21 protein-coding genes and 2 tRNA genes are annotated in these 23,945 nt (G+C 62.9%); 9 read left to right on the top strand and 14 right to left on the bottom strand.

Features of this window, described 5'->3' with window-relative positions; all coding sequences use genetic code 11:
* The first annotated feature begins 106 nt into the window (after positions 1–106).
* Positions 107–484, top strand: coding sequence for a hypothetical protein (locus tag CH305_RS10045; protein ID WP_256983652.1), 378 nt, complete (start codon positions 107–109; stop codon positions 482–484).
* Positions 485–542: 58 nt separating this feature from the next.
* Here CH305_RS10045 and CH305_RS10040 read toward each other — a convergent pair whose 3' ends face one another.
* The 5 genes from CH305_RS10040 to CH305_RS10020 form a co-directional block, all read right to left on the bottom strand.
* Positions 543–1,205, bottom strand: coding sequence for a hypothetical protein (locus tag CH305_RS10040; protein WP_143545271.1), 663 nt, complete (start codon positions 1,203–1,205; stop codon positions 543–545).
* Positions 1,206–1,393: 188 nt separating this feature from the next.
* Positions 1,394–1,990: a cysteine hydrolase family protein gene (locus tag CH305_RS10035; protein WP_256983651.1), complete on the bottom strand. Its 597-nt coding sequence runs from the start codon at positions 1,988–1,990 to the stop codon at positions 1,394–1,396.
* Positions 1,991–2,039: 49 nt separating this feature from the next.
* Positions 2,040–3,401 carry an MFS transporter gene (locus CH305_RS10030; RefSeq protein WP_094609130.1) on the bottom strand — a complete coding sequence of 454 codons (1,362 nt, stop codon included), beginning with the start codon at positions 3,399–3,401 and terminating at the stop codon, positions 2,040–2,042.
* Positions 3,398–5,164: a hydantoinase B/oxoprolinase family protein gene (locus tag CH305_RS10025; RefSeq protein ID WP_094703561.1), complete on the bottom strand. Its 1,767-nt coding sequence runs from the start codon at positions 5,162–5,164 to the stop codon at positions 3,398–3,400. Before CH305_RS10025 ends, CH305_RS10030 begins: the two co-directional genes overlap by 4 nt.
* Positions 5,161–7,266, bottom strand: a complete 2,106-nt coding sequence (locus CH305_RS10020; protein WP_094609128.1) for a hydantoinase/oxoprolinase family protein — start codon at positions 7,264–7,266, stop codon at positions 5,161–5,163. The genes CH305_RS10025 and CH305_RS10020 overlap by 4 nt, the downstream gene beginning before the upstream one ends.
* A 228-nt stretch (positions 7,267–7,494) precedes the next feature.
* Here CH305_RS10020 and CH305_RS10015 point away from each other — a divergent pair, with 228 nt between their 5' ends.
* Complete coding sequence (locus tag CH305_RS10015; protein ID WP_256983650.1) at positions 7,495–8,241, top strand: GntR family transcriptional regulator; 747 nt, start codon at positions 7,495–7,497, stop codon at positions 8,239–8,241.
* Here the strand turns inward: CH305_RS10015 and CH305_RS10010 are convergent.
* The 3 genes from CH305_RS10010 to CH305_RS10000 all read right to left on the bottom strand — a co-directional run bounded on the left by CH305_RS10010 (position 8,215) and on the right by CH305_RS10000 (position 14,121).
* On the bottom strand, positions 8,215–9,330 hold the full coding sequence (locus tag CH305_RS10010; RefSeq protein WP_255182629.1) for a pyridoxal phosphate-dependent aminotransferase: 1,116 nt from the start codon (positions 9,328–9,330) through the stop codon (positions 8,215–8,217). The genes CH305_RS10015 and CH305_RS10010 overlap by 27 nt on opposite strands.
* A gap of 140 nt (positions 9,331–9,470) precedes the next feature.
* Complete coding sequence (locus CH305_RS10005) at positions 9,471–10,580, bottom strand: Glu/Leu/Phe/Val dehydrogenase (RefSeq protein ID WP_094609126.1); 1,110 nt, start codon at positions 10,578–10,580, stop codon at positions 9,471–9,473.
* Positions 10,581–10,644: 64 nt separating this feature from the next.
* Positions 10,645–14,121, bottom strand: coding sequence for an indolepyruvate ferredoxin oxidoreductase family protein (locus tag CH305_RS10000; protein ID WP_094703560.1), 3,477 nt, complete (start codon positions 14,119–14,121; stop codon positions 10,645–10,647).
* Between the two features lie 151 nt (positions 14,122–14,272).
* On the opposite strand from CH305_RS10000, the gene CH305_RS09995 reads away from it, so the two are divergent.
* From CH305_RS09995 to CH305_RS09980, 4 genes are all read left to right on the top strand, one after another.
* Entirely contained in the window at positions 14,273–14,776 is a 504-nt protein-coding gene (locus CH305_RS09995; protein ID WP_094703559.1) for an Lrp/AsnC family transcriptional regulator, read from the top strand.
* Positions 14,777–14,957: 181 nt separating this feature from the next.
* Positions 14,958–15,719 carry a CoA transferase subunit A gene (locus CH305_RS09990; RefSeq protein WP_179278250.1) on the top strand — a complete coding sequence of 254 codons (762 nt, stop codon included), beginning with the start codon at positions 14,958–14,960 and terminating at the stop codon, positions 15,717–15,719.
* On the top strand, positions 15,716–16,363 hold the full coding sequence (locus CH305_RS09985; RefSeq protein WP_094703557.1) for a 3-oxoacid CoA-transferase subunit B: 648 nt from the start codon (positions 15,716–15,718) through the stop codon (positions 16,361–16,363). The genes CH305_RS09990 and CH305_RS09985 overlap by 4 nt, the downstream gene beginning before the upstream one ends.
* Positions 16,360–17,550 carry an acetyl-CoA C-acetyltransferase gene (locus CH305_RS09980; protein ID WP_094703556.1) on the top strand — a complete coding sequence of 397 codons (1,191 nt, stop codon included), beginning with the start codon at positions 16,360–16,362 and terminating at the stop codon, positions 17,548–17,550. Before CH305_RS09985 ends, CH305_RS09980 begins: the two co-directional genes overlap by 4 nt.
* A gap of 301 nt (positions 17,551–17,851) precedes the next feature.
* On the opposite strand, the gene CH305_RS09975 is transcribed toward CH305_RS09980, so the two are convergent.
* From CH305_RS09975 to CH305_RS09965, 3 genes are all read right to left on the bottom strand, one after another.
* Positions 17,852–17,924 (bottom strand) — tRNA-Arg (locus CH305_RS09975).
* Positions 17,925–17,974: 50 nt separating this feature from the next.
* Positions 17,975–18,064: transfer RNA gene (locus CH305_RS09970), tRNA-Ser, on the bottom strand.
* Between the two features lie 123 nt (positions 18,065–18,187).
* On the bottom strand, positions 18,188–18,952 hold the full coding sequence (locus CH305_RS09965; protein ID WP_032405142.1) for a dienelactone hydrolase family protein: 765 nt from the start codon (positions 18,950–18,952) through the stop codon (positions 18,188–18,190).
* An 84-nt stretch (positions 18,953–19,036) separates the two neighbouring features.
* Here CH305_RS09965 and hisC point away from each other — a divergent pair, with 84 nt between their 5' ends.
* On the top strand, positions 19,037–20,101 hold the full coding sequence (gene hisC, locus CH305_RS09960) for a histidinol-phosphate transaminase (RefSeq protein WP_373454551.1): 1,065 nt from the start codon (positions 19,037–19,039) through the stop codon (positions 20,099–20,101).
* Here the strand turns inward: hisC and CH305_RS09955 are convergent.
* Positions 20,090–21,136 carry an alpha/beta hydrolase family protein gene (locus tag CH305_RS09955; protein WP_094703631.1) on the bottom strand — a complete coding sequence of 349 codons (1,047 nt, stop codon included), beginning with the start codon at positions 21,134–21,136 and terminating at the stop codon, positions 20,090–20,092. The genes hisC and CH305_RS09955 overlap by 12 nt on opposite strands.
* Positions 21,137–21,428: 292 nt before the next feature.
* Complete coding sequence (locus tag CH305_RS09950) at positions 21,429–21,632, bottom strand: DUF3072 domain-containing protein (RefSeq protein ID WP_032381115.1); 204 nt, start codon at positions 21,630–21,632, stop codon at positions 21,429–21,431.
* A 145-nt stretch (positions 21,633–21,777) separates the two neighbouring features.
* On the opposite strand from CH305_RS09950, the gene CH305_RS09945 reads away from it, so the two are divergent.
* Together CH305_RS09945 and CH305_RS09940 are read left to right on the top strand one after the other, a co-directional pair.
* Positions 21,778–22,110, top strand: a complete 333-nt coding sequence (locus tag CH305_RS09945; RefSeq protein WP_094609072.1) for an excalibur calcium-binding domain-containing protein — start codon at positions 21,778–21,780, stop codon at positions 22,108–22,110.
* Between the two features lie 78 nt (positions 22,111–22,188).
* On the top strand, positions 22,189–23,112 hold the full coding sequence (locus CH305_RS09940; RefSeq protein ID WP_179278249.1) for an RluA family pseudouridine synthase: 924 nt from the start codon (positions 22,189–22,191) through the stop codon (positions 23,110–23,112).
* 16 nt (positions 23,113–23,128) lie between these two features.
* On the opposite strand, the gene CH305_RS09935 is transcribed toward CH305_RS09940, so the two are convergent.
* Positions 23,129–23,941, bottom strand: a complete 813-nt coding sequence (locus CH305_RS09935) for a formate/nitrite transporter family protein (protein ID WP_032405139.1) — start codon at positions 23,939–23,941, stop codon at positions 23,129–23,131.
* Positions 23,942–23,945 lie beyond the last annotated feature (4 nt).

Below are 23,945 nucleotides of genomic sequence, written 5' to 3'. Positions count from 1 at the left end.
AGGGGGGATGTAACGAGCGATGACCGTCCGTCGACCTAGGGCTATGAAGATTCGACGGTTTGTCCGTTACTCGCCTGTCGCATTCGCTCTCTGTACAGCGGCCGCAGTGCTCAGCGCTCCCAGCGCGTCGGCCGAAGTAGTGAGTCTCGACATACTTCCCGGTCTGAGTTTCGGGCAGACCACGTTGTACGGGGTCGGATGCACGTACGTCGCCGTCGCTCGCACCGAACAGCTGATCGAACCGCGCGTCGACATAGCTCCGTTGGATGCCGAGTCCGCGATGCCGATCGAGGACTTCGTATGGCAGTTCGATGGATACTTCAGCACTCCAGTCGTACTCGGGCACAAAGCGACTCTGTGGACACCTACCACCCCCGGTCAGCATTCATTGATGGCGTACCAAACGTCGGCCGGTGGCCCTGTTGCAACGGTGAACGTCAATCCAGCCACCCCGGCTGGGCCGCTGTGCTTCGTCGCGCCCTAGGTGTCGGCACCACCGCGTGTCAGCATCGAGTTCTATGACATGCGGGGGCGAGGCAGGCTTATCGCCTGGACCGTTCGGCAAACCCTGAAGCCACCGCTCCGACCACGAACACGGATGCAGTCAGCATGATGTTCAGACACAGGCTGAAGCGGGAGTCGAATGCCCATTCTCGCGGAACCAGGTTCTCGACGTCGTAGAGGTTCGACACCAGACTCGCAGCTACCGCGACAGCTCCTACTGCCGTCAGTAGGAGTGATCTCAGACCGACACCCCACACCAGAACGGCCGCCGATAACGTCAGCAGGGGCACGAGCCCTCTGATGGTCAGATTGCCGAAGTAGAACAACAGTCCGCCCTGCAGCAGAACGATTGTCAGGACTGATGATCCGAGACTTGCAACGAGCCACAGCCGAACCTTCGATGTGATGCCTGATCTACGTTCGCTCCACCCGCAATAAACCGCGACAGCCCCGATGCACACCGGCACGGCAATCAGCCAGTACAGACTTGTTTCCGGTGCTGTGAGGAACGCAGATCCGCCCACCCACATCGGATCCGACACCGACTCACCGGCCTCGAACGGCTGCCGAACGTAGAACGGCACAGCACCGACGAAGAGCAGTGAGAGGAACAAGAGAGGGACGGCCAATCGCGGGACCACGGCTCTCGGCGAAGCGTCGGACTCACTCACGGCTGCCGTTCCACCCGATCGATCGCTCACGTTGCCTCCTCCAGGGATGACAACAAACCCTACGCCCGGTTTGTTTGGCTTGTCCAGATTCCGGTCGGACAGGGAGTGAAACCACGCAACACGTATGGAACCGGAGTGGGTTCGCCGTGGACGCGACAGTCGTCACCACCGCGGAGACATGTCCTCCTGAGATGCAGCAGTCACTTGCGCCCTCTCCGTCACTGGGTACCGCTCACACCGTCCCGCGTCGCGCGGTGCAGCAGCGCCAGCAGCTCCGACGACGGGTACACCGTCACTCCGCGTGCAGGGAAAATTCGCGTCATAAGGAACTCGTGCACGTCCTCCTCAACGTCGGCGCACGCGTCCGACAGCACGCTCACGCGGTAGTCCAGGTCGCTCGCCGCGTACACCGTTGCCGCCACCACCGCCGAGGTCGCGACACCGCAAACCACCACTTCGTCGATGGCGTTGCTTCGGAGCACGAGGTCGAGGTCGGTGGATGCGAAGCCGCTGGTTCGGCGTTTGAGCACCACGCTGTCCTGTGGTCCGGGCACCAACCTCGGATCGGTCAGCGTCGCATCCGAGGTGTCATGAAACAACTCCCCCATGCCGTGGAACTGTGCGAACAGAGCATTGTTCGGATGGACGTCGGATCCGTTGGACCGCAACCCGGCACGCAGATGCACGATGTGCACTCCTGCGCGCCGAGCTGCGGGCACCACGGTTTCGAGGATCGGAACGACGGGTGCGGCAAACGGGAAATTCTGTGTGATCCCCGATTGGACGTCCGCGACGATCAAGGCGGTTCTCGTCACGAGTGGGTCCTTTCAGGAGGGTTCACGATCGTGCGCACAGGCTGCGCGATCACGGTTGCATGGACGGATCTTCGGCGTCGGTCCTCGACCCAAGGGCCTCGGCTCGGCGTCCGACGGTCAACAAGATCACGATACCCCCGACCATGACGGCCGCAATGGCCAACAACGCGTAGGTGTAACTGCCCGTGGCTGTTTCGATTGCGCCGGTGGCGTAGGGCCCGATGAAACCGCTCAAATTGCTGACCGAGTTGATCAATGCGATTCCGGCTGCTGCCGCAGCACCGGTCATCGACATGGCCGGGATGCGCCAGAACTGCGGCATCGCGGTGTAGATGCCGGAGATGCTCACGCACACAGCGACGATGAACAGCGGCCCGTTCTGTGCTGTTGTCGCGCCGATCAGACCGAGGACACCGAATGCCATGGGTACCGTCGTCGAGAACACCGCTGACCGCTTGCTCGCTACGCGAGACCACAAGATCATGACGACAATCGCGGCTGCCGATGGGATCGCCGCGAGCAGAACGCTCGAGACGTTCGCTGCCGAACCGATTGTGCTCAAGAGGTTCTCGATCATCGTCGGCAAGAAGAACGCCAGAGGATAGAGTCCGAACACGATTGCGAAGAAGGAAACGGCGAGTGCCCAGGTCCGCTTGTTGGTGAGAGCTTCGCGCATGCCTGTGAGTCCACCGTGTGTCGTCTGCGTGGCAGCCTCTGCTTCGAGAATCCCTTCTATGTGGTTCTTCTCGGCGTCGGTCAGCCATTTGGCATTGGCGGGTCGATCGGGAAGGAAGAGAAAGATGACGACACCGACGAGGACTGTGAGAAGTCCCTCGACGACGAACAGTGAACGCCAACCGGCGATGCCCAGCAGCGACTCGCCCCACTTCAGCAAGGCTGCAGCGATCGGTGCACCGACGATGCTGGACAAGGGAATTGCAAGGAAGAACGCAGACATTGCCCATGCCCGTTGCTTCTTGGGGAACCAGAACGTCAGAAACAGAAGAATACCCGCGGCAAGTCCTGCTTCGGCGAACCCGAGGATGACGCGCGCGATGTAGAGCTGGGTGGCGGAATGGACTGCACCGGTGAGCGCGGTGACGATTCCCCACGAGACGATGATTCGACTGATCCAGATTCGTGCGCCGAATCGGCGCAGCATCATGTTGCTCGGAACTTCGACCAGGATGTAGCCGAGGAAGAACAATCCCGCGGCGAGACCGAGCTGCGCTGATGTCATACCGAGATCCGCAGTCATCGGTTTCGCGATGTATCCCAGGTTTGCGCGGTCGATGTAACTGATGACGTAGGCGACGCCGACGAGCGGGATGATCCGGACGGCGATCTTGCGCCACAGTTGACGTTCGACCTCCTCGTCGAGGGGCGCGGGTGCAGGAGTGGTTCCGGTCATGACAGTGGCCTTCCTGAGGAAGAGGAGGTCGAGCTGAGTGGGTTCATTCGGGCGTCTCGGGTGGCGTCGACGAGGATGGTGAGCGCGTCGGCATCGATGGCGACGCCGTAGTCACGGAGGGCCCCCGCGACGGTCACCTTTCCGTCGATGACGTCGTCCAGTACGCGTTGTGGGTCACGGGAGTAGGGATTTCCGTATCCGCCGCCACCAGCGGTGACTTGTCGGTGCCTGCTGCCGGCGGAGACCGTCAGGTGAGGTTTGGCGGGGAGTAGCTGCTCGGATTCGGTACCGAAGTCGAGGACGTTCTGCGACGGGGCACCACTACCGCCGCCGTCCAGTCCGTAGGGAACACTCAACCGTCGGTCGGAACGGATCTGCACGGTCGCTCCGTCGTGCAGCACTGTCATGTCGCGGTAAGTGGACACGCCGCCGCGGAACGCGCCCGGGCCACCGGAGTCCGGCAGATACCCGTATCCGTCGATGCGGATGTGGCCGGATTGCTCGAGCTCTTCGATCGGCGTGTTCGCCAGGTTCGCCCCGAGTGGACTGATCCCGTCGTTGCCGTCGCCGGTCGGAGTTGCGCCCCACGATCCACAGAGAATGTCCCACAGGATCACCGAGCGGCCATCGGCCTCCGTGATGCCGACTGCGACCGAGTTCGGTCCACCGTCGCCTGCTGCGGGGACACGATCCGGGAAAGCAGGCGCGAGAGCCCCCAACACGGTGTCGATGACGCGGTACGCAACGAGACCTCGGGCTCCGCGCGCAGCGGGCCGTTGTCCGGACAGAATCGAGGCCGCGGGAATAACGAAGGTGAACGGGCGGTAGAAACCGCTGTTGGCCGGGATGTCCGATCCGAGAGCCCCCTGCAACGAGGCGTAGCAGGCGGATCGGGTGAACGAGGCCGTGGCGTTCAACGCTGAGGCCACCTGAGGCGATGACCCCGTGAAATCGAACGTGATGTCGGCTCCGTCGATGGTGACGGCAACTACGAACGGGATCGGGTCGGACCCCAGGCCGTCGTCGTCGATCTGATCCTCGAACGTGTAGTGGCCGTTGGGTGCTCGGTCGAGTTGGCTGCGCACCAGCGTCTCCGAATAATCGAGCAATTCGTCGACCAGCAAGTCGAACTCGTCGCGCCCGTACTTGTCGGCAAGCCCCTGCAATCCGATACCACCTGCGTGACAGGCCGCGAGCTGTGACTCCAGATCGCCCCGAAGTAGTTCCGGCTCACGTACGTTGCGCAGAATCAGATCCAGGAACGTGGCGTTCGTTGTACCGGCCGACACCAACCTGGACGGCGGAATCTGTACTCCTTCGGCGAAGATCGAGGTCGACTGCACGGCCATCGAGCCGGCGGCCCAGCCACCGACGTCGGTGTGGTTGACGACGGTGACCGCGAATCCAACCAGCGATCCGTGAGCGAATGTCGGTGCAACCGCGAAGATGTCGGGCAAGTGCATGCCACCGAGATCGGGGTCGTTGAGGATGTACACGTCACCGTCGGTGATCGAGTCGCCGAATGCGTCCATGATCGCCGCCATCGCATCCGGTATGGACCCGAGGTGAACGGGACACGTGTTGGCCTGCGCGACAATCCGGCCGCTTGCGTCGCACAGTGCCGCCGAGAAGTCCATGCTGGATGCGACGATCTGTGAGTGGGCGGTGCGCAGGATGGTGATCGCCATCTCGTCTGCCAGCCCGGAGATCGCGTTACGGAAGACCTCGAATGTCGCGGCATCGCGAAGTGTGTTGTTACTCATGCGCCGATCTCTTTCTTCCAGCTGATGACGATGTTGCCGTAGGTGTCCAGTCGCGCCGTGGCACCGGGTGGCACCAGCGTCGTCGAATCCATGTCCTCGACAACGAGAGGCCCGGGCTCGGCGGTGTTGCTCAGGTGCGCCCTTGTGACGACCGGCGTTTCGACCGGCGACCCGAAGTAGCAAGTACGCCAGCTCCGTTCTCCGGGATCGGTGACGTCCGGGAGGCCGAGCGCACGGTCGATCGTGACCGCGCTGCGGACGAACCCACGGACTCGAACGTTGACGATTTCGACGAGGGCATCCGACCCCGACCGGCCGTAGGTCTTGAGGTGCTCGGCATGGAACCTGTGACGTGCTTCGGCGAAGGCGGTATCGAGCGGACCGGCCGGCAGCGTGATTCGCAGATCGAAACGCTGTCCGTGATAACGCATATCGAAGATGCGCTCCAGCTCGACATCTCCTTCACCGAGATGAGCGCGCACAGCCGCCGACATCTCGTCGAACTTGGACTCGAGTTCTGTGAGCGACTCGAGTTCGTCGCGGTAGGGGGTGACGACCTGATGTTCACTGTCCGCGACCAACAGTCCGAGGCTACTGAACAAACCGGTGTGCACGGGGACAACGACGGTGTCGATGCCGAGCTCGCGGGCGAGGCTCGCCCCGTAGAGCGGTCCCGCACCACCGAACGCGACCATCGTTGCATCGCGAGGATCGCGGCCGCGCTCGCTGGTCACGGCTTTGACCGCCTTGGTCATACTCGAGATCGCGACGTCATACGCGCCGCGTGCAGTGGATGCGGCATCGCTGTCGATGCGCTCGGCGACGACACCGAGCACCTTCTCCGCGAGCGCGGGTTGAATCGTCACCCTTCCACCGGCAATGGAACTCGGATTGAGGTATCCGAGAACGACATTCGCGTCGGTCAACGTGGGTCGATCCCCTCCGTGGCCGTAGCACGCCGGTCCTGGGCGGGAGCCTGCGGAGCTCGGGCCGACGTGGAGCGCGCCGGCGGCGTCGACGTCGATGATGCTGCCGCCGCCCGCTCCGACCTCGGCGATGTCGATGGACGGGACCCGAACGGCATAGCCCGCACCCTTGCTCATACTGCGCGTGATGTTCATGCCGCCGCCGACCTCGTAGTCGTTGGCGACGAATGGTTCACCGTTCTCGATCAGCGATGCTTTTGCTGTGGTTCCACCCATGTCGAAAGCGACGACATTGTCGAGATCGAGCAGCTGAGCAAGTTTCTGTACGGCGATGACGCCGGCGGCGGGCCCGGACTCGATGATCTGAACGGGTCGCTCGACGACGGACGAGGCGTCGAGCAGCCCTCCCGAAGACTGCATGATGGAGAACGGTGCGTCGATACCACGCTCGAGCAGAGAGGCGGCCAGAGTGGTCACGTAGTCGTGGACGACGGGGCCGACGTAGGAGTTGACCACTGCGGTGCTGCTGCGCTCGAACTCTCCCGGTTCAGGCGAGATGTCCACCGACGCAGTGACGTACACGCCGGGAAGTAGTTCGCGCAGGCGATCCGCGACAGCGCGTTCCGGTGCGGGTGCGACGTGCGAATGCAGAAGGCAGACGGCGACAGCTTCGATTCCGTCGGAACGAAGCTGCGCTGCCAGTTCGTTCAGCTCTTCGGCATCGACCTCGCGAGTAACGTCGCCGTCGGCCTGTATGCGCTGATCCAGCTCGTATCGATGACGGCGAGGCGCGAGTGGAGTGGGTTTGCGCCACGACATGTCGTAGAGCAGCGGCCGTCGCAGTCGTCCTAGTTCGAGCACGTCGCGAAATCCTGCGGTGGTGACCAATGCTGTACGGGCACCACCCATCTCGAGAATAGCGTTGGTTGCAACCGTCGTCGCATGCAGGATGGCGTCGATGTCGGCCGACTCGATCTGGGCCGCGTCCATGGCGCGGGCAACGCCGTCGATGACGCCGGTACCGAAATCCGGCGGTGTCGACAGGACTTTCATCGGCACGATTTTCGAGTTCGGACCGAGCGCGATGACGTCGGTGAAGGTGCCTCCGATATCGGCACCGATGCGCCAGGTGGCGGCCGAGCCTCCGGGAAAGTCCTGCGATTCTGGGTGTTTCATGATTCTCCTGATCAGGTGGACACCACTGTGTTGGCGTCGCGCGCTCGGACGGATCGGCAGCCTAGGTGCCAGACATACGAGCCTCGGGGAGCGCAGTGTGTGCTGCGTCATAGCTACCTTAGACCGCATCAAAGATATCAACAAGACGTATTGATATCTTTTACCTGTATGTCACACGCTGTCGTGCGTTGTACGTTGTGTGAAACATGGTCGACCGATGAGCAGAAGATGGGTGTCATGAGATACGAGCCGGCGATATTGCATCCGAGAGACGGGCACGGTTCGATGATGGATCGCGCGTACCTCTCGCTCAAGCGAGACATCATCGAGCTGGTACGCCCACCCGGGCAGAACTTCACCGAGTCCGATGTCGCCGGCGCACTCGGGCTGAGCAAGACGCCGGTGCGTGAAGCGCTCGCGCGCCTGCACCGGGACGGCCTCGTCACACCGCTGCCGCGAGCGGGCTACGTCGTCTCGCCGATCACTCTCGGGGACGCGGCCGACCTGTGCGACATGCGCACACTCCTACAAGGCGAGGCTGCCGCACTCACCGCGGCCAGGGGACTGCCTTCGGATCGCCTGGATCGCCTGATCGAACTGAGTGTCGACGACGGGTACGGAGAGCTCGGTGGCCCGCATCTCGACATGCGTCTTCGTGAGAACTACGAGTCCGAGGCCATCGTCGCGAACGGGTGTGGAAACGAGCGTCTCACCGCGAGCATCGTCGACGTATTCGACGAAATCGAACGCATCGTGCGATTGGCCGTGCGGTTGTCGCCGTCGATGCCCCCCTCGCGCATCGACGAGCGAAAGGCGATCGTCGATGCAATTGTCGCGCGAGACCCCGAGGCGGCACGGTCGGCCATGCGACGCCGAACGCTGTCCGCACGACGTGAGATCGTCGACGCACTCACGACGAGTCACGCGGTGACGTCGACCCCGATTCTGCTACCGCAGTCGACCGACCTCGCCTGATGTGAGGAATGCACCGACTCGCTCGCCGAGCGCGGTAACCGAGCTGATATCGGCACCGTAGATCAGTCGGACGTGACCGGCCGGCGCGTGGAATCCGTCTCCCGACAGCGCGGTGATGCCGTGGTCGAGAAGCGATTCTTCGAGCTCGCAACCGGTGAGACCGGATGCCGACAGGTCTGCGAGGAGGAACACCCCCGCATCGGGGATTGCCACCGGAACTCCGGATCGAGCAAGGACGCGGACGAGTGCGTCTCGGCGCTGCTTCATCGTCGCGAACTCGACGTCGAGCCAGTCTTGCGGGCCGCTCAGCGCTGCGACTGCGGCCGCTTGGGGAACGGACCCTACGTCGATCGCGTCCCACTCGAAAGCAGAATGAATCGTATTCAGCGTCGGGGTGGCGGCGTGTACGTAACCCACCCGCCAGTTGGTGAACGCATAGTTCTTGCTCAGGCTCGTGACGGTGACGATCCGATCGGTCGAGGGTTTCGTGCTGTCGGCGAGACTACGAAGCGGAACGTAGCCGGGACCGGAGTGCACGTAACGCTCGTAGGACTCGTCGGACAGCACGTAGAGATCGTGCTGCTCGGCCATGTCGACGATGGCGCGGAGCACCTCGACAGTCGGAGTGTTGCCCGTCGGGTTGTTGGGATTGCACAGCAGGATCGCTCGCGTGTTGCTGTCTATCGCATCCCGGATCGCCGCCGGGTCCATCGCCCATCCATCCGATGAGGACGTGGCAACGTACTTCGGCTGCGCGCCGGCCGACCTGAGCATCCCGTCGAAGAAGTAGGTCGGGGTCGGCACGATCACCGAGGCACCCGGCGCGACCAGTGCCCGGAGCGCGACGCTCATCCCGTGCTGAGCACCGTGTGTGACCAGCACTTCGGATTCGGGATCGACCGTTATCGACTGCGTTGTTCGGAGGGCGTGGGCGATGGCCTCCCGAAGCGCGGGCGTACCTCTGGTCGCTCGCGCATGCGGTTGTGCAGCAGCGACGCGGGCTGCGTCCACGACATGCTGCGGCATGGGAAGCACGGGCACACCGCGAACCGGGACGAGGTCCTCGCCCTTGTCGATGCGAGTCTTCACGCGTTCAGAGAATGCGAGTGCAGGTAGTCGCATGGTCCACTCCTTGAGATATATGAAACAGACGTTGATATATTACCGACACGATACCTCGGCCATCGTTTAACAGTTCAGCCTTCCAATTGCGCGAGCGGTACCCCAAGTCACCTCATCGGCGCACGCGAACACGCGTCACCCAAGCGCTCACGGACGATGGCGTCCGCCGCTTGACCGGCCAGTATTCCCTGATCCTGTTGGCGCGCGAGAATGCTCGCGACGGTAGCGCCGATGCGTTCGACTTGCGCGACGACCTCGCGGCGGGGCTTGTTCTCGATCTCACCGGCCCCTTGGATGAGGCCACCACTGTTGGAGACGAAGTCCGGAACCCAGACGATGCCCTTGTCGTGGAGCAATTCTTCGACGACCGGTTGTGCGAGCTGGTTGTTCGCCGCTCCGCACACCACAGTTGCATCGAGAATGCGCGCGGTGGTGTCGGTGAGTGTGGCGCCCATGGCGCACGGCGCGTAGATATCGATGTTCTTGTCGATGACTGTCTCAGCAATGGCCACACCCGGGAAATCGGATGTGACACGTTGTAGAGCGGCGGAATTGACGTCCGAAGCGACTATGGTTGCCCCGACCTCGGCGAGCAGCGCGATGAGGTTGTATCCGACCTTGCCTGTCCCTTCGACACCGACTCGCCGTCCGGCCAGATCCGGAGATCCCCAGACCGATTCTGCGGCAGCAAGAATGGAGTAGAAGACCCCTCGGGCGGTGAGGGGGGCGCTGTCGCCGGATCCTCCGGCTGCGGAGGTGCGTGTAATGACGTGGTCGGTCGAGCGTCCGATGATGTCCATGTCGTCGGAGGTAGTTCCGACGTCGCCGGCGGTGATGTATCGACCGCCCAGCGTCTCGACGAATCGTCCATACGCTTCGAGTAGTGCTGGGGTCTTGACCAAGGCTGGGTCGCCGATGAGAACGGCCTTCCCCCCGCCCAGTTGCAGACCTGCAGCAGCAGCCTTGTAGGTCATGCCGCGGGAGAGGCGGAGTACATCGGTCAACGCAGCGCTCTCGTCGCGATACGGAAAGAAGCGCGTGCCTCCCAGGGCAGGGCCGAGGGCGGTCGAGTGGATCCCGATGATCGCCTTCAGTCCAGTTTTCTCGTCCCGGCAGAACACCACCTGTTCGTGCGGGGAATCATCGGCGAAGTCCGGTCGGTCGAAAACACCGGACACAGTAGGGAGAAGAGTGTGATCTACAAGATCGGTGGTCATGAATATCGCTCCTGGTTTCGGGGGTGTCATTGCTCGTGTTCGGCCGGGTGTCAGACGCAGATATCTAGTTCGACCCGAGTGAAGGGGCCTCGATGCCAAGCCTTTTCAGCGCGCCGAGGTAAACGGTGATATTGCGCATCTTGACGTCTTCGTAGCCTCGGACGACGTCAGCTGCCTGAGCGAAATCGACTGCTGCGCTGTAATTCTCAGCTGACAGTGTTGCTGTCAGCTCGCGCACGGTCTTCTCATAGTGCGCCAGTAGAATTCGTTCGATGCGACGGACTTTGGCGTATCCGAACGGATCGAACGGCGTGCCGCGTAGGAATCGGCCGCGGGCGAGGAGCTTCAGCAATACGTGGCTCCTGGGTCCCATGCCGATCTTCGTCTTGCGGCCCAGGGCTTTCAACGCCGGCGGATGCAGCTTGTAGGTCAGGTTCCGGCCGCCGGGAACCTCGGCGGCGACCGAGGCGACGAATGCAGGGTCGGTGAGCATTCGTGCGACCTCGTACTCGTCCTTGTACGCCATCAACTTGTGCAGGACGTGCGCCACCGCGTCGGTGAACTGCGCGCCGTTGCCCACGGACCGGTCGGCATCCCAGACCAACTGAAGTGTGGACAGGTATCGGCGCGCATGACCTCTGCCTTGATACGACATCAGCTGTGCTGCACGCTGTTTCACAAGGTCCCGTGTGTCGCCCTCGATCGTCAGGCCTTCGAGCAGGTCGGCGGGAACCTCGGTGTCGCTACGCGTGGATACAGCGGTCGGTGTCACCGCGTCCGAGAAAATCTTCGGCTCGGCCACGTGAGTGCGGCCCCAGCGGAACGCAGCGACGTTCGCCGCCACGGCAACCCCGTTGATGGTGATTGCCTCTTCGATCGATTCCGCGGGAATCGGCAGACCACCGGCTTGGTAAGCGGCACCGACGAGAAGGAAGTTGGCGGCCGCGGTGTTGCCGAAGAGAATGTCCGATGCGGCGAGAGCGTCGAAGGCGTAGATGTGCGCGGACCGCGACGCAAGGCGGCCGGTGAGGTCGTCGTCGGCCGGGTACTGAACCGATGGGTCGTAGACCATGTCGCCGGTGGCGGTCTTGCTCGTGGACGCGATCGTGACGGTGCGGTCGGCATTGCCGTAGCCGACGTTCTTGACGTCGGCAGCGGTCAGGAGATCGAAAGCGAGGATGCAGTCGGCCGAGGATGGGCTGATGCGGTTCGACGCTTCAGTGCGTTCGGTCGACAGCCGTAGGTGTGAGGTGACGGGGCCGGCCTTCTGACTCAAACCGGTTTGGTCCAGTCCCTCGACATGAAGACCCGCGCGCAGCGCCGCCATACCGAGTACCTGGTTGACCGTAACGATTCCGGTGCCACCGATTCCGGCAGAGAACAGGTTGTGAGTTCCGGTCAACGCAGTGCGTTTCGGTTCAGGTAGGTCCGGCGGCTCAGGAACAGCCTGGCGTGCAGGCTTGGTGCCCTCGGGGATGTCGACGGTCACGAACGAGGGGCAATCGCCTTCGAGGCAGGAATAGTCGGTGTTGCACGAGCTTTGGTCGATGGTGGTCTTGCGCCCGAATTCGGTGTCGACCGGTTGCACCGACAGACAGTTGCTCTTGACGCCACAGTCGCCGCACCCTTCGCAGACGGCCTCGTTGATCACCACACGGGTGCGGCGTGGGGGAAGGTTGCCGCGCTTGCGCTTACGACGCGCTTCGGCAGCGCATTGCTGGTCGTAGATCAGCACGGTGACACCGGGTGTGTCGCGCAGAATGCGCTGAGCTTCGTCGAGGCGCTCACGTTCCCACAGTGTCGTCCCGGCAGCGAGGGAAGCGCCGCGGTGACGTTCGGGTTCGTCGGCGCAGATAATGATTTTGCGGACGCCTTCGGAGACGAGTTTGTGGGTCAGTTCCGGAACGGTGAGTCCGGCTTCGGCGTCTTGGGCTCCGGTCATGGCGACAGCGGAGTTGTAGAGGATCTTGTAGGTGATGTTCACCCCGGCAGCAATGCAGGCTTGGACTGCGAGTTGGCCGGAGTGGAAATAGGTTCCGTCGCCTACGTTCTGGAAGATGTGGTCGACATCGGTGAAAGCGGACTGACCGATCCACTGCGCGCCCTCCCCTCCCATCTGGGTCAGCCCTGTCACCTGTGAATCGGTCCGCGAGGACATCGTGACGAGGGTGTGACAGCCGATGCCGCCGCCGGCGAGAGAACCTTCGGGTACCGCGGTGGACCGGTTGTGCGGGCACCCCGAGCAGAAGTACGGCGCCCGCTTGGCGGGCAACACGGTCAGATTCAGCACGGAAGGTGGCGGTTTCGGCAGGTCGGCATACCCGGTGAGAATCCGGCGCAGCGGACGTACCAGTCGTGCGGCGGTGAGCTCCCCGTCCGACGGCACGAGGGCCTTGCGGTCCGAATCCTGTTTACCGACGACACGAGGGGCATCGGTCGATCCGTACAGTATTTCTTTGACCTGCGTTTCGACGAACGCCGTTTTGTCCTCGACGACCACAACCGCTTCCAGACCGTCGGCGAACTGCCGAATCTTTGCCTCGCCCAACGGGAAAGGCATCCCGATACGCATGACACGGATGCCGAGACCGAACAGCCGCTCGGAATCGAGCTCCAGTTCGTCGAGAGCCTGACGGACGCTGTCGTAGGCAGTTCCGACTGCCACGATGCCCAACCGCGCGCGCTTCGGATCGATATCGATGCTGTCGATATCGTTCGCTTCGTTGAACCGGCGCACCATTTCCCAGCGCGGGCCGTACATATCGGCCTCGGCGAGCAGGCTGTCAGGAGGGGAAGCGAGAATGCGCTGACGGTAACTCCACGGCCGACCCTCCCACTCGATCTCGGGTCGCTCGATGGTGAAGTCCGCAAAGTCTCGTTCCATAGTCCAGATACCGTCCGCGACATCGGCAACGAGCTTCATCGAAGACCAGCACCCCGACACTCGGGACAACTCGACGCCGAGCAGGCCGAAGGCGATCACTTCCTCGGCGTTACGCGGAAAGAAGATCGGCATTCCCAATGCGGCCAAGGACTTTTCACTCGCCGCGGGCACACTGGACGACTTCGCTGCTGGGTCGTCTCCGACGAGCACGAGCGCACCCCCCGAGGGGTGGGCACCGTACATGGTGCCGTGACGAAGCGAATCGCTCGCTCGGTCGAGGCCGGGCCCCTTCCCGTACCACACACCGACGATACCGTCATGCGTGCGTTGACCTTTCGGCAATTCCATCTGACTGCCCCACACCGACGTGGCGGCCAATTCCTCGTTCATGCCGGGCACCAGACGTATATCGTGCTCGTTCTTCAACTCCGGGATCCCGGCCAGAAGACGATCGAGACCCGCCAGGGGGCTCCCCTGATAGCCGGACACGAACGTCGCAATACTCCTGCCGGCCCGGCGATCACGCTCGTGCTGTTCGACCAGCTGCCGCGCGATTGCCTGCACGCCTGTCATCAGAACAGGGCCGGACGTGATCCGGTAGCGATCGTCGAGGTCGACGGCGCGGGGAATGGTCCGGGATTCTTCGACCTGAGTCATGAGGTGAGTCCAATCGGTGCATCTGACGCGGAAGCAGCACTGCAATTACTCGGCTAAGACTGCATCTGTACCCTCGAACGATCAACAGATTGCAGTGCAACTATTCATATCGTTCAGTCAGTAACGGCGATCACGTTTGGAGTTGGACCAAATGCTCAACATCGACCGGCTCGACATCGAGTTGCTCGGTGCCCTCTCACGCAACGCGCGGATGGGCATCATGGAACTGGCGTCCACTCTCGGAGTAGCGCGAAACACCGTCCAGGCGCGGCTGAGCCGGATGATCGAGGAACATTATCTGGCCGGGTTCCGGCCGGACATCGACTTGGCCGAGGTCGGAATCGCAGTACAGGCGTTCATGGCGTTGGAGTTGCAACAAGGCAGGCTGCAGCCTGTGGTCGATGCACTCACATCGATGCCCGAAGTACTCGAAATCCACGCCACGACAGGCCGTGAAGATTTGCTCGTTCGTGTCGCCACCACCACCCAAGCCGAGCTACAGGACCTGATCCAGAAGGTGGTATCGGTGCAGGGCGTTTCGCACTCGAGTACAACTCTCGCCTTGACCACGCCGCTGCACTACCGAATCCAACCTCTGCTCGAGCATCTCGGTCAGCAACGTGGATGGGGACGATCGACCCCCATTCCCCGGTGACCCCCCCTGACCACGCCCCTTCGTAGCCGCGCGCAAGCGTGCGTTCACTCAATGGACACTACGTCTGAAAGTGGCCATCCTGTGAGCACTTCAGGTGGGATCCTTTACCGAAAGCTGAACGTGTAGTTCTCTGTTCGAGATGCGGCGTGTGGTCGCACAATGAACGGGCAGGAACAGAATCATGACCCAAAAAGTGTGGAAGTCCGCCGCAGACGCGGTCGCGGACATCGGCCGTGGGGCGACCATCGCGGTCGGCGGCTTCGGGCTGTGCGGTATCCCCGACGCTCTCATCGAGGCCATCGCGAACACCGACGCCGACGAGCTCGAGGTGTTCTCCAACAACTGCGGCGTCGACGGCTACGGACTCGGAATCCTGTTGGCAGCGGGACGTATTCGCAGGGTCACCGCCTCGTACGTCGGAGAGAACAAGGAGTTCGCCCGGCAGTACCTCGCCGGCGAACTCGAGGTCGAACTGACCCCTCAGGGCACCCTCGCCGAACGACTTCGCGCCGGCGGCAACGGCGTTCCCGCATTCTTCACCCCCGCCGGGGTCGGCAGCCCCATCGCCGACGGCGGAATGCCGTGGCGCTACAACGCCGACGGCTCGGTATCCATCGCATCGCCGCCCAAGGAAACGCGAGTGTTCGGCGACAAGCGGTACGTACTCGAAGAGTCGATCAATGCCGACTTCGCTCTGGTGCACGCCGAAACAGGCGATACAGCAGGCAATCTGGTGTTCGACAAGACCGCGATGAACTTCAATCCTCTCGCCGCGATGGCCGGCAAGATCACCATCGCGCAGGTCGAGAACCTCGTGGAGCCGGGCGAGATCGACCCAGCCCACGTACATCTGCCCGGAGTGTTCGTCCAACGCGTCGTACACACCGGGCCACAGGACAAGCGCATCGAAAAGCGCACCGTCAGTTCAGGAGTGCGAGCATGAGTGCAGGATGGACCCGCGATCAGATGGCCGAACGCGCCGCAGCGGAGATGATCGACGGCGAATACGTCAACCTCGGCATCGGACTGCCGACGCTGATCCCGGGATATCTGACCGACGACGTCAAGGTGACCCTGCACTCGGAGAACGGCATCCTGGGCACCGGGCCGTACCCCTCCGAGGACAAGGTCGACGCCAATCTCATCAACGCGGGCAAGGAGACCGTCACCGTCAATCCCGGTGCCGCGTACTTCGATTCGTCGCTGAGCTTCGGAATGATCCGCGGCGGCCACATCGACACGGCAGTGCTCGGCGGCATGCAGGTCTCCCGCACCGGCGACCTCGCCAACTGGATGGTGCCCGGCAAGATGGTCAAGGGCATGGGCGGCGCGATGGACCTCGTACACGGTGCCCGACGCGTCATCGTCGTCATGGAACACACCGACCGCGACGGCAATCCCAAGATTCTCGACGCCTGCACTCTGCCTCTCACCGGCCAGGGCGTCGTGGATCGCATCATCACCAACTTGGCCGTCATCGACGTCGTCGGCGACGGCACCCTCGAGCTGGTGGAACTGGCACCCGGCGTGACCACCGAAGAAGTCGAAGCAACTACCGGAACCGAATTGAGAGTGGAATCGTCATGACCAAGTCTGTCATCGTTGCCGGGGCGAGAACCCCGGTCGGTCGCTTGTCCGGATCGTTGAAGGACTTCTCGGGTTCCGATCTCGGCGGTATCGCGATCAAAGGGGCACTGGAGAAGTCTGGCGTCGCACCTGAGCTCGTCGAATACGTGATCATGGGACAGGTCCTCACCGCAGGTGCCGGCCAGATCCCCGCCCGGCAGGCCGCAGTCGCCGCCGGGATCCCGATGAATGTTCCGGCACTGACGATCAACAAGGTCTGCCTCTCCGGAGTCGACGCCATCGCGCTGGCGGATCAGCTCATCCGCGCAGGCGAGTTCGAGATCGTCGTCGCAGGCGGCCAGGAGTCGATGACGCAGGCACCTCACGTGCTCGAGAAGTCCCGCGCAGGCTTCAAGTACGGCGACGTGACGATGAAGGACCACCTCGCGTACGACGGTCTGTACGACATCTTCACCGACCAAGCAATGGGTGGGCTCACCGACGCTCGCAACAACGGTGCAGTTGCGAGCACGCGTGAGGAGCAGGACGCCTTCGCGGCGGCCTCTCATCGACGTGCGGCGACGGCTTGGAAGAACGGCGTCTTCGACGATGAGGTCGTTCCAGTGAAGATTCCACAGCGCAAGGGCGATCCGATCGTCTTCGGTCAGGACGAAGGCATCCGCGCCGATACCACCACCGACACACTCGCCAAGCTCCGTCCGGCCTTCTCGAAGACCGGAACCATCACCGCGGGTAACGCGTCGACGATCAACGACGGTGCTGCTGCCGTGATCGTGATGAGCAAGTCCAAGGCCGAGAGCCTCGGACTCGAATGGCTCGCCGAGATCGGTGCACACGGTGTGGTTGCCGGCCCCGATTCGTCGCTGCAGTCCCAACCGGCCCGCGCGATCTCAGTGGCGTGCGCCAAGGAAGGAATCGACCCGAAGGATCTCGATCTGATCGAGATCAACGAGGCCTTCGCCGCGGTCGGTATTGCCTCGACCCGTGAGCTCGGCATCGACGAGGACAAGGTCAATGTCAACGGCGGTGCCATAGCGATCGGGCATCCGCTGGGAATGTCCGGTGCACGTATCGCACTGCATCTGGCGCTGGAGTTGCAGCGCCGCGGCGGCGGCATCGGAGCGGCCGCTCTGTGCGGCGGCGGCGGCCAGGGCGACGCCCTGATCGTGCGCGTTCCGAAGAGGTAGACCCCACGGACTCGAAGCGGACCAGAACAGCCACGACACTACGGATTTCGAGCCAGTAACTGGAACTGGCTCCGTCGCGGTATCACCACCGACTCGCCAGTCCAGTGATCCACAGGCTTGAGCCCGTCTCTTCGACGACCCCGTTCCGAAGCACCAACCAACCTCCACCCCAGCCCGCTGTCGTCCGAATCGCTCGACACTTTCCCTGTCGGAAGGATCGCTCGTGCTGAGTGGGAGGCACATCAGGACATACAAAAATCCCCTGATCTGCAAATGTACGCAGATCAGGGGATTCTTTCTGTGCGCCCGAAGGGATTCGAACCCCTAACCTCTTGATCCGTAGTCAAGTGCTCTATCCGTTGAGCTACGGGCGCATGTTCAGTTATCCAACTGGTCTAGCTGAACGGTAAGAATCTACCGTTCGTGGCGGAGGCGAGAGGATTTGAACCTCCGGTCCCGGTGAAAGGACAAGTCATTAGCAGTGACTCCCATTCGGCCGCTCTGGCACGCCTCCTAGGCTGCCGGCCCTCTCGGACCGCCGAGGAAAGAGATTACACACGGCAAAGGCCAGAAGGCAAAACGGCTGGTCGACGCCTCAGGTTCGCACGGCGTTCGCGTAGAAGATGCGTGTTGCTCGTCAGCGCATGAAGCTGTCGAACCAATCGAAGATTCGAGTCTGAGCATCGACCAGAGCTGCCTCGGCCGGGTCGGTGTGGTCGCTGCTGCCCGGTTGCTCCCTGGGATGGTCGGCCCGATGCTGCACACCCGAATAGCTGACGATGTTCGTGGCCACTGAGGCACGCGTGGCAGCGTCGCGAAGGGCCTCGATGTGATCCGGTGGGGTGTGCGGGTCGTCCTCGCCGTAGAGACCGAGCCAGGGTGCCTGAAGCTTGGGTGCAGCCTCGACCAACGCGATCGCATCGGAGTTGAGCGGTTCGACGATGCCCGCTGCGGCAACACTGACCGCCGCTCCGACCGGACGGCTGGTGGCCACGATCAGAGCTGCTGTGCCTGCGTCGTCGAATCCGATGACCCCGACACAATCGGGATAGACCCCGCGCTGCACCAGCCAGTCGGAGGTGGCGTCGAAGTCTGCGAAGAGGTCGTCGCCGAAGACCTCCTTGTCGTCGCTGTGACCCCGGTGAAAGAGATTCGGGGCGACGGCGAGCCAGCCTTCCATCGCCAGCGCACGCAATAGGTCGAGCAGAGACTGGGGAATTTCACGAGCCTCGTGCAGCACGACGATTCCGCCGCGCGGTGTGCCCTCCGGCTCGATGGCCGTCAGAGGCACCTTCTCTCGTGGGGGAGACTCGTGCGCGGACGTATCCACCTCGTCGTCCGCGCCGACTGTGGGCGCGGTGGCGGACCGAAGGACTGCGACGTCGCTGAAGATTCCCGACATACTTATCGAAGATAGGACGATCGGTCCGGTCGTGCACAGCAATAACACGGACGCGTAGAAGTCAACCCCGAACCTGAGCGCATAATGGCAGCCGTGACCGCGCACATCCGCCCCGACCTCGACGCCATCCCCGCTTACATTCCCGGCCGTAGCTTTCCGGGGGCAATCAAGCTGGCGAGCAACGAAACAACGCAGGGCCCGCTGCCCAGCGTGCATGCCGCTATTGCCGAGGCCGTCGGAGGCGTCAACCGCTACCCCGATATCCGGGCGACGGCACTCGTCGAATCCCTGGCGAAGAAGCTCGGAGTAGCGACCGAAAATGTGGCCGCAGGTAACGGTTCGGTTGCACTGTGCCAAGAGGTCGTTCAGATCACGTGTGGCCCCGGCGACGAGGTGCTGTTCGCATGGCGTTCGTTCGAGGCGTACCCGATCATCACGCGAGTTGCCGGTGCGACGCCCGTGCAGGTTCCACTGACCGCAGACCACGTGCACGATCTCGACGCGATGCTCGCGGCCATCAGCGACCGCACCCGCCTGATCTTCGTGTGCAACCCCAACAATCCGACGGGAACCGTCGTCCGGCGCGCCGAGCTCGAGGCCTTCCTCGACGCGGTGCCGTCGAACATCCTCGTCGTACTGGACGAGGCCTACTTCGAGTACACCCGTCCCGACGCTGACGGCGATCACGTCGATGGCGTGGAACTCGCCCGTGGACGACGCAACGTGATCGTGCTGCGCACCTTCTCGAAGGCGTACGGTCTCGCCGGCTTGCGGGTGGGCTATGCGGTAGCCGACCCGGACGTGATCACAGCATTGTCCAAGGTGCGCATCGCCTTCGCAGTCAGCACGATTGCGCAGCAGGCAGCGTTGTCGTCGCTCGAGGCCTCGGCGGAGCTACTGGCCCGCACCGACGCCCTCATCGTCGAACGCGACCGCGTACGCGACGCTCTGGTCGGAGGAGGCTTCGACGTCAACGCATCGCAGTCCAACTTCGTGTGGCTGCCGTTGGCCGAGAGGTCCGGTGCATTCGCGTCGGCTGCAGCCGAACAGGGTCTGCTGCTGCGCGCCTACGGAAACGACGGCGTGCGGGTCACCATCGGCGACCCGCACGAGAACGACGCATTTCTGAAGTACGCCCTACAGGCCTAGCGCGCGTTCGAGCGTCGGCCAGGATTCACGCAGGTCGTCCTGCCAGTACGGCCAGCCGTGAATTCCGTAGGGGCGATAGACGGTTGTCGCAGGGATGTCCAACGCGCGCAGTCTCGTATCGAACACTGTCGTGCAGTACAGCGCGGCGGCCTCGAGCGGCCCGCCCATGAGCGCACTCTCCGGTCCGCTACCGCCGGGACCGAGTTCGTACGGGCCGGGCAAACCGGCACCGACGGAGATGTAGACGTCTTTGCCGCGGAGGGCCTCGGCGTTGGCGGATGGGTCGTGCTGCACCCACAGAGGGTCGGTGTTCTCGCCCCACATGTTGGACGCGTTTCCGCCGTTGGTCGCGACGGTAGCGCGCACCGCGTCCTTGAAGTTGGTCTGCGAGTTGTCGTAGCAACCGCTCAGCCCGGCAACGCCGGTGTAGAGCTTGGGGTGACGCGTGATCAGATCCATCGCGGCCTGCGCGCCCATCGAGACACCCGCGATCGCGTTGGTGCCGTTACCGGAGAAGCGCGCATCGATCAGCGGCGGCAGCTCCGACGTCAGGAACGTCTCCCACTTGTTCACACCGAGCACTGGATCCGGAACATTCCAGTCGGTGTAGTAGCTGCTCGATCCACCGACCGGGAGCACCACGTTGACCTGCTTGTCCGCGAAGAAATCGACGATGTCGGTCTTCTGCGTCCAGGTGCTTTCCTTGTAATCGGATTCCTTGCCTGCACTCACACCGTCGAGCATGTAGAGCGTCGGGCGGGACACGGCCTGCGCGGCCGGAAGAAGAACCTGGACCTGAATGGCGCGGCCCATGGCGGGCGACTCGACCCACACCGCAGCGCGGCGGTCGGTCAGCATGTCGACACGATCGATTCGCGCCGAAGCCGACGGCAAGGACTGGGCCTCCATGCTGGGCACTGCACCGCCACCATCGGAACTGCCGGTACCGGGCAGCGGCTGCGCCCCGGCGAGACCCGACCCCAGCAGGGAAACTGCCAGAGCAGTTCCCGCTACTGCCAACACACGACGGTGCATCTGATCTGCCATCCTCCCCAGGCGCACCCTCGCGGGCGCAACACAAACAACATCCGTTACACAACGTACCCACCGCTGCGCAGACACGCCGAAGCCTGTGGGTCCGCTCACAGTAGCCGCGAAACAACGCGTACAAAAGTCTGCGTAATCCTTTGTTACATCTACTGAAGATATAACGGTCTACCTGGTCCGATGTACCGAATCTTGCGGTCGTTCGGGAGGCACTCGATGTGACATTCGGTGGACTTTTCGGGGGTCGATGTCACATCGAGTGGACTTCCGTGGTGTCGACTCAGCCGCGGCCGGTCTCGCCCTGCAACTTGTCGATCATTTCCGACGCCTGAGCCTTGTTCAGATCATCGGGGACTTCCTGCCCGGCTTCCTGAGCGAGGGTGCTCAAGTAGCTCTTCTGCGGCCCGGTCATCGGCTCGTCGCCGGTGACCCAATCGTCGGGATCCTTCTCGGGGTTCTGGTTGACCTGCTCGTTTTCGCTCATACGTTCGTAAGTACGCCGAATCGGCGGGTTCCAAACACGTTCGTGATTCAGGAGGCGCGTCCGTAGGTCGTGCGAATGACTTCATTGACAGTTCAATGACCGCCCGGCAATGCTCCACGTCACACCCCCCTCGATTGGAACCCTCATGAAGACGAAGAACCTGCTGGTCAAGATCGGCATCTCTGGTGTCATTGCAGCGTCAGCCGCGATCGCCGCCCCTGCTGTCGCGTCCGCCGACCCGATCACCGATTTCCTGTGCGGAGCCGGCTCGGCTCAGTTCTGCATCCTGCCTCCGCCGCCCGCCTTCGCACCCCCGCCGACGCCGCAGGGAGCACCCGCGCCCGCACCTCAGCCAAGCGGATTCCAGTACAAGAACTGCGACGCCGCACGTGACGCTGGCGCCGCTCCCGTCTACCGCGACGAGTACGGCTACGGCCCCCACCTCGACCGCGACAACGACGGCATCGGCTGCGAGTAGCGAATTCGCACTTATGCGGGCAGATCATCGCGAAATGCCTGCATAAGTGCGATCTCGGCGGGCGGATACGCTCATTCGGTGAGACGACGCCAGCAACCTCCCCTGGCGAAGCGACACGGACTGGACCCCGCGCGTATCCGAATGCCCGAGGACGGCACCTGGCGCACCGTCCGCGACTTCCTGACGGCGACCGAGTTACGAATCCCTGCACACCGGATCGACGCCATGTTCGACGCCGGCGAGATCGTCGACATGGCCGGTCCCCTCTCCTCCGACGCGCCGTACGTGGCCGGCGAGGCCGTCTGGTTCCACCGCGACCTTCCGACGGAAACCGTTGTGCCGTTCGATATCTCGATCGTGCACCGCGACGACGCGCTACTGGTGATCGACAAGCCGCACTTTCTGCCGACCATCCCCCGCGGCGGACACATCCTGCAGACCGCGCTGGTGCGACTGCGCCTGGAACTCGATCTGCCGCAACTGGTGCCCGCGCACCGACTCGACCGCGTCACCGCGGGTCTGGTCTTGTTCGTCGTCGATCCGGCACTTCGTGGCGCGTATCAGACGCTGTTCCAGGATCGAAAGGTTCACAAGGAGTACGAGGCGATCGCTCCGTACGACCCCACGCTGACCTTGCCCACCATTGTCCGCAGTCGAATCGTTACGGAGAGAGGGCAATTCACTGCCCACGAGGTGCCCGGAGAACCCAACGCGCACACCACCGTCGAACTCCTGGACCATCGGGCCGGACTCGGCCGCTATCGACTGACACCGTTGACCGGCCGCACCCATCAACTGCGACTGCACATGAACTCGCTCGGCGTGCCGATCCTCGGTGACGACCTCTACCCGACGGCCACCAACCGGGCCGTCGACGATTTCACCGCTCCTCTTCAATTACTCGCCAGCGCAATCGAATTCATCGATCCCATTTCCAAATCCATGCGACGCTTCGAGACCGGATCGAGCCTGGAGCGTTGGGTGTCGGATGGCAGACCCTGACTGCCGTCGCCGCTGACTACTCGGGATTCCGGTCACGCTCGGACTTCACCAGCTCCTTCGTGCGCACCAAGCGCAGCGCGGTGACCAACACGACGCCCCCGATGATGTTGAACAGCACTGTGTATCCGAACCATTCGATCCAGGCGACATAGCTCACGTCGGCACCCGCGTGGATGGCCCCGAAGATCAGCAGGGAATCGAGAATCGAGTGGAACAACTGCAGACCGGCCAGAAGGAAACCAGCCGCCATCGCGGCGATGATCCGTGCGACGTCGGAGGTTGTTCCCTGCTGCATGCGGGTCAGCAGGGTCATCGTGCTGCCACCGAGAACAGCCAGGCAGATCGACTGAAGATTCAGTGGCGCGTCGACGAAATGATGTGCCGACTCGGACAACACCTCGAGCCACTGCGGAAACGCGTGCGCGATCAACCACATCACGAACCAACCGCCCAGCAAGTTCGCCAGTAACGTCCCGACCCACAGCCTCGCCAGCTGCAGAGGTGTTCCGTTGCGGGCCACCACTGCCGCGATCGGCATCAGGAAGTCCTCGGTGAACAGCTCACCATGGGCGAGATAGATAGCCACCAGGCCGATTCCGAACGCCAGGCCTGCCAGTAGATGACTGTCGGTCTCGTCCAGAACCGCGAGATACGCCATCACACCCAGAGCGACTTCGAGCCCGCCGAAGAATCCGGTGATCAGGACTGTGCGCACGGTGCGGTGCAATCGCTCGGCACCCTCCGACACAACGGCGTCGAAACTTTCCTCGAGTTCCTCTTCCAGAGGGCCCTCGTTGTCGCCGTCGTTGCGCCGCGCTTCTTCGCTCATTCGC

The organism is Rhodococcus sp. 15-649-2-2, assembly GCF_002258645.1.
Classification (GTDB): domain Bacteria; phylum Actinomycetota; class Actinomycetes; order Mycobacteriales; family Mycobacteriaceae; genus Rhodococcoides.
This window is presented reverse-complemented; position numbering and strand designations above follow the sequence as displayed.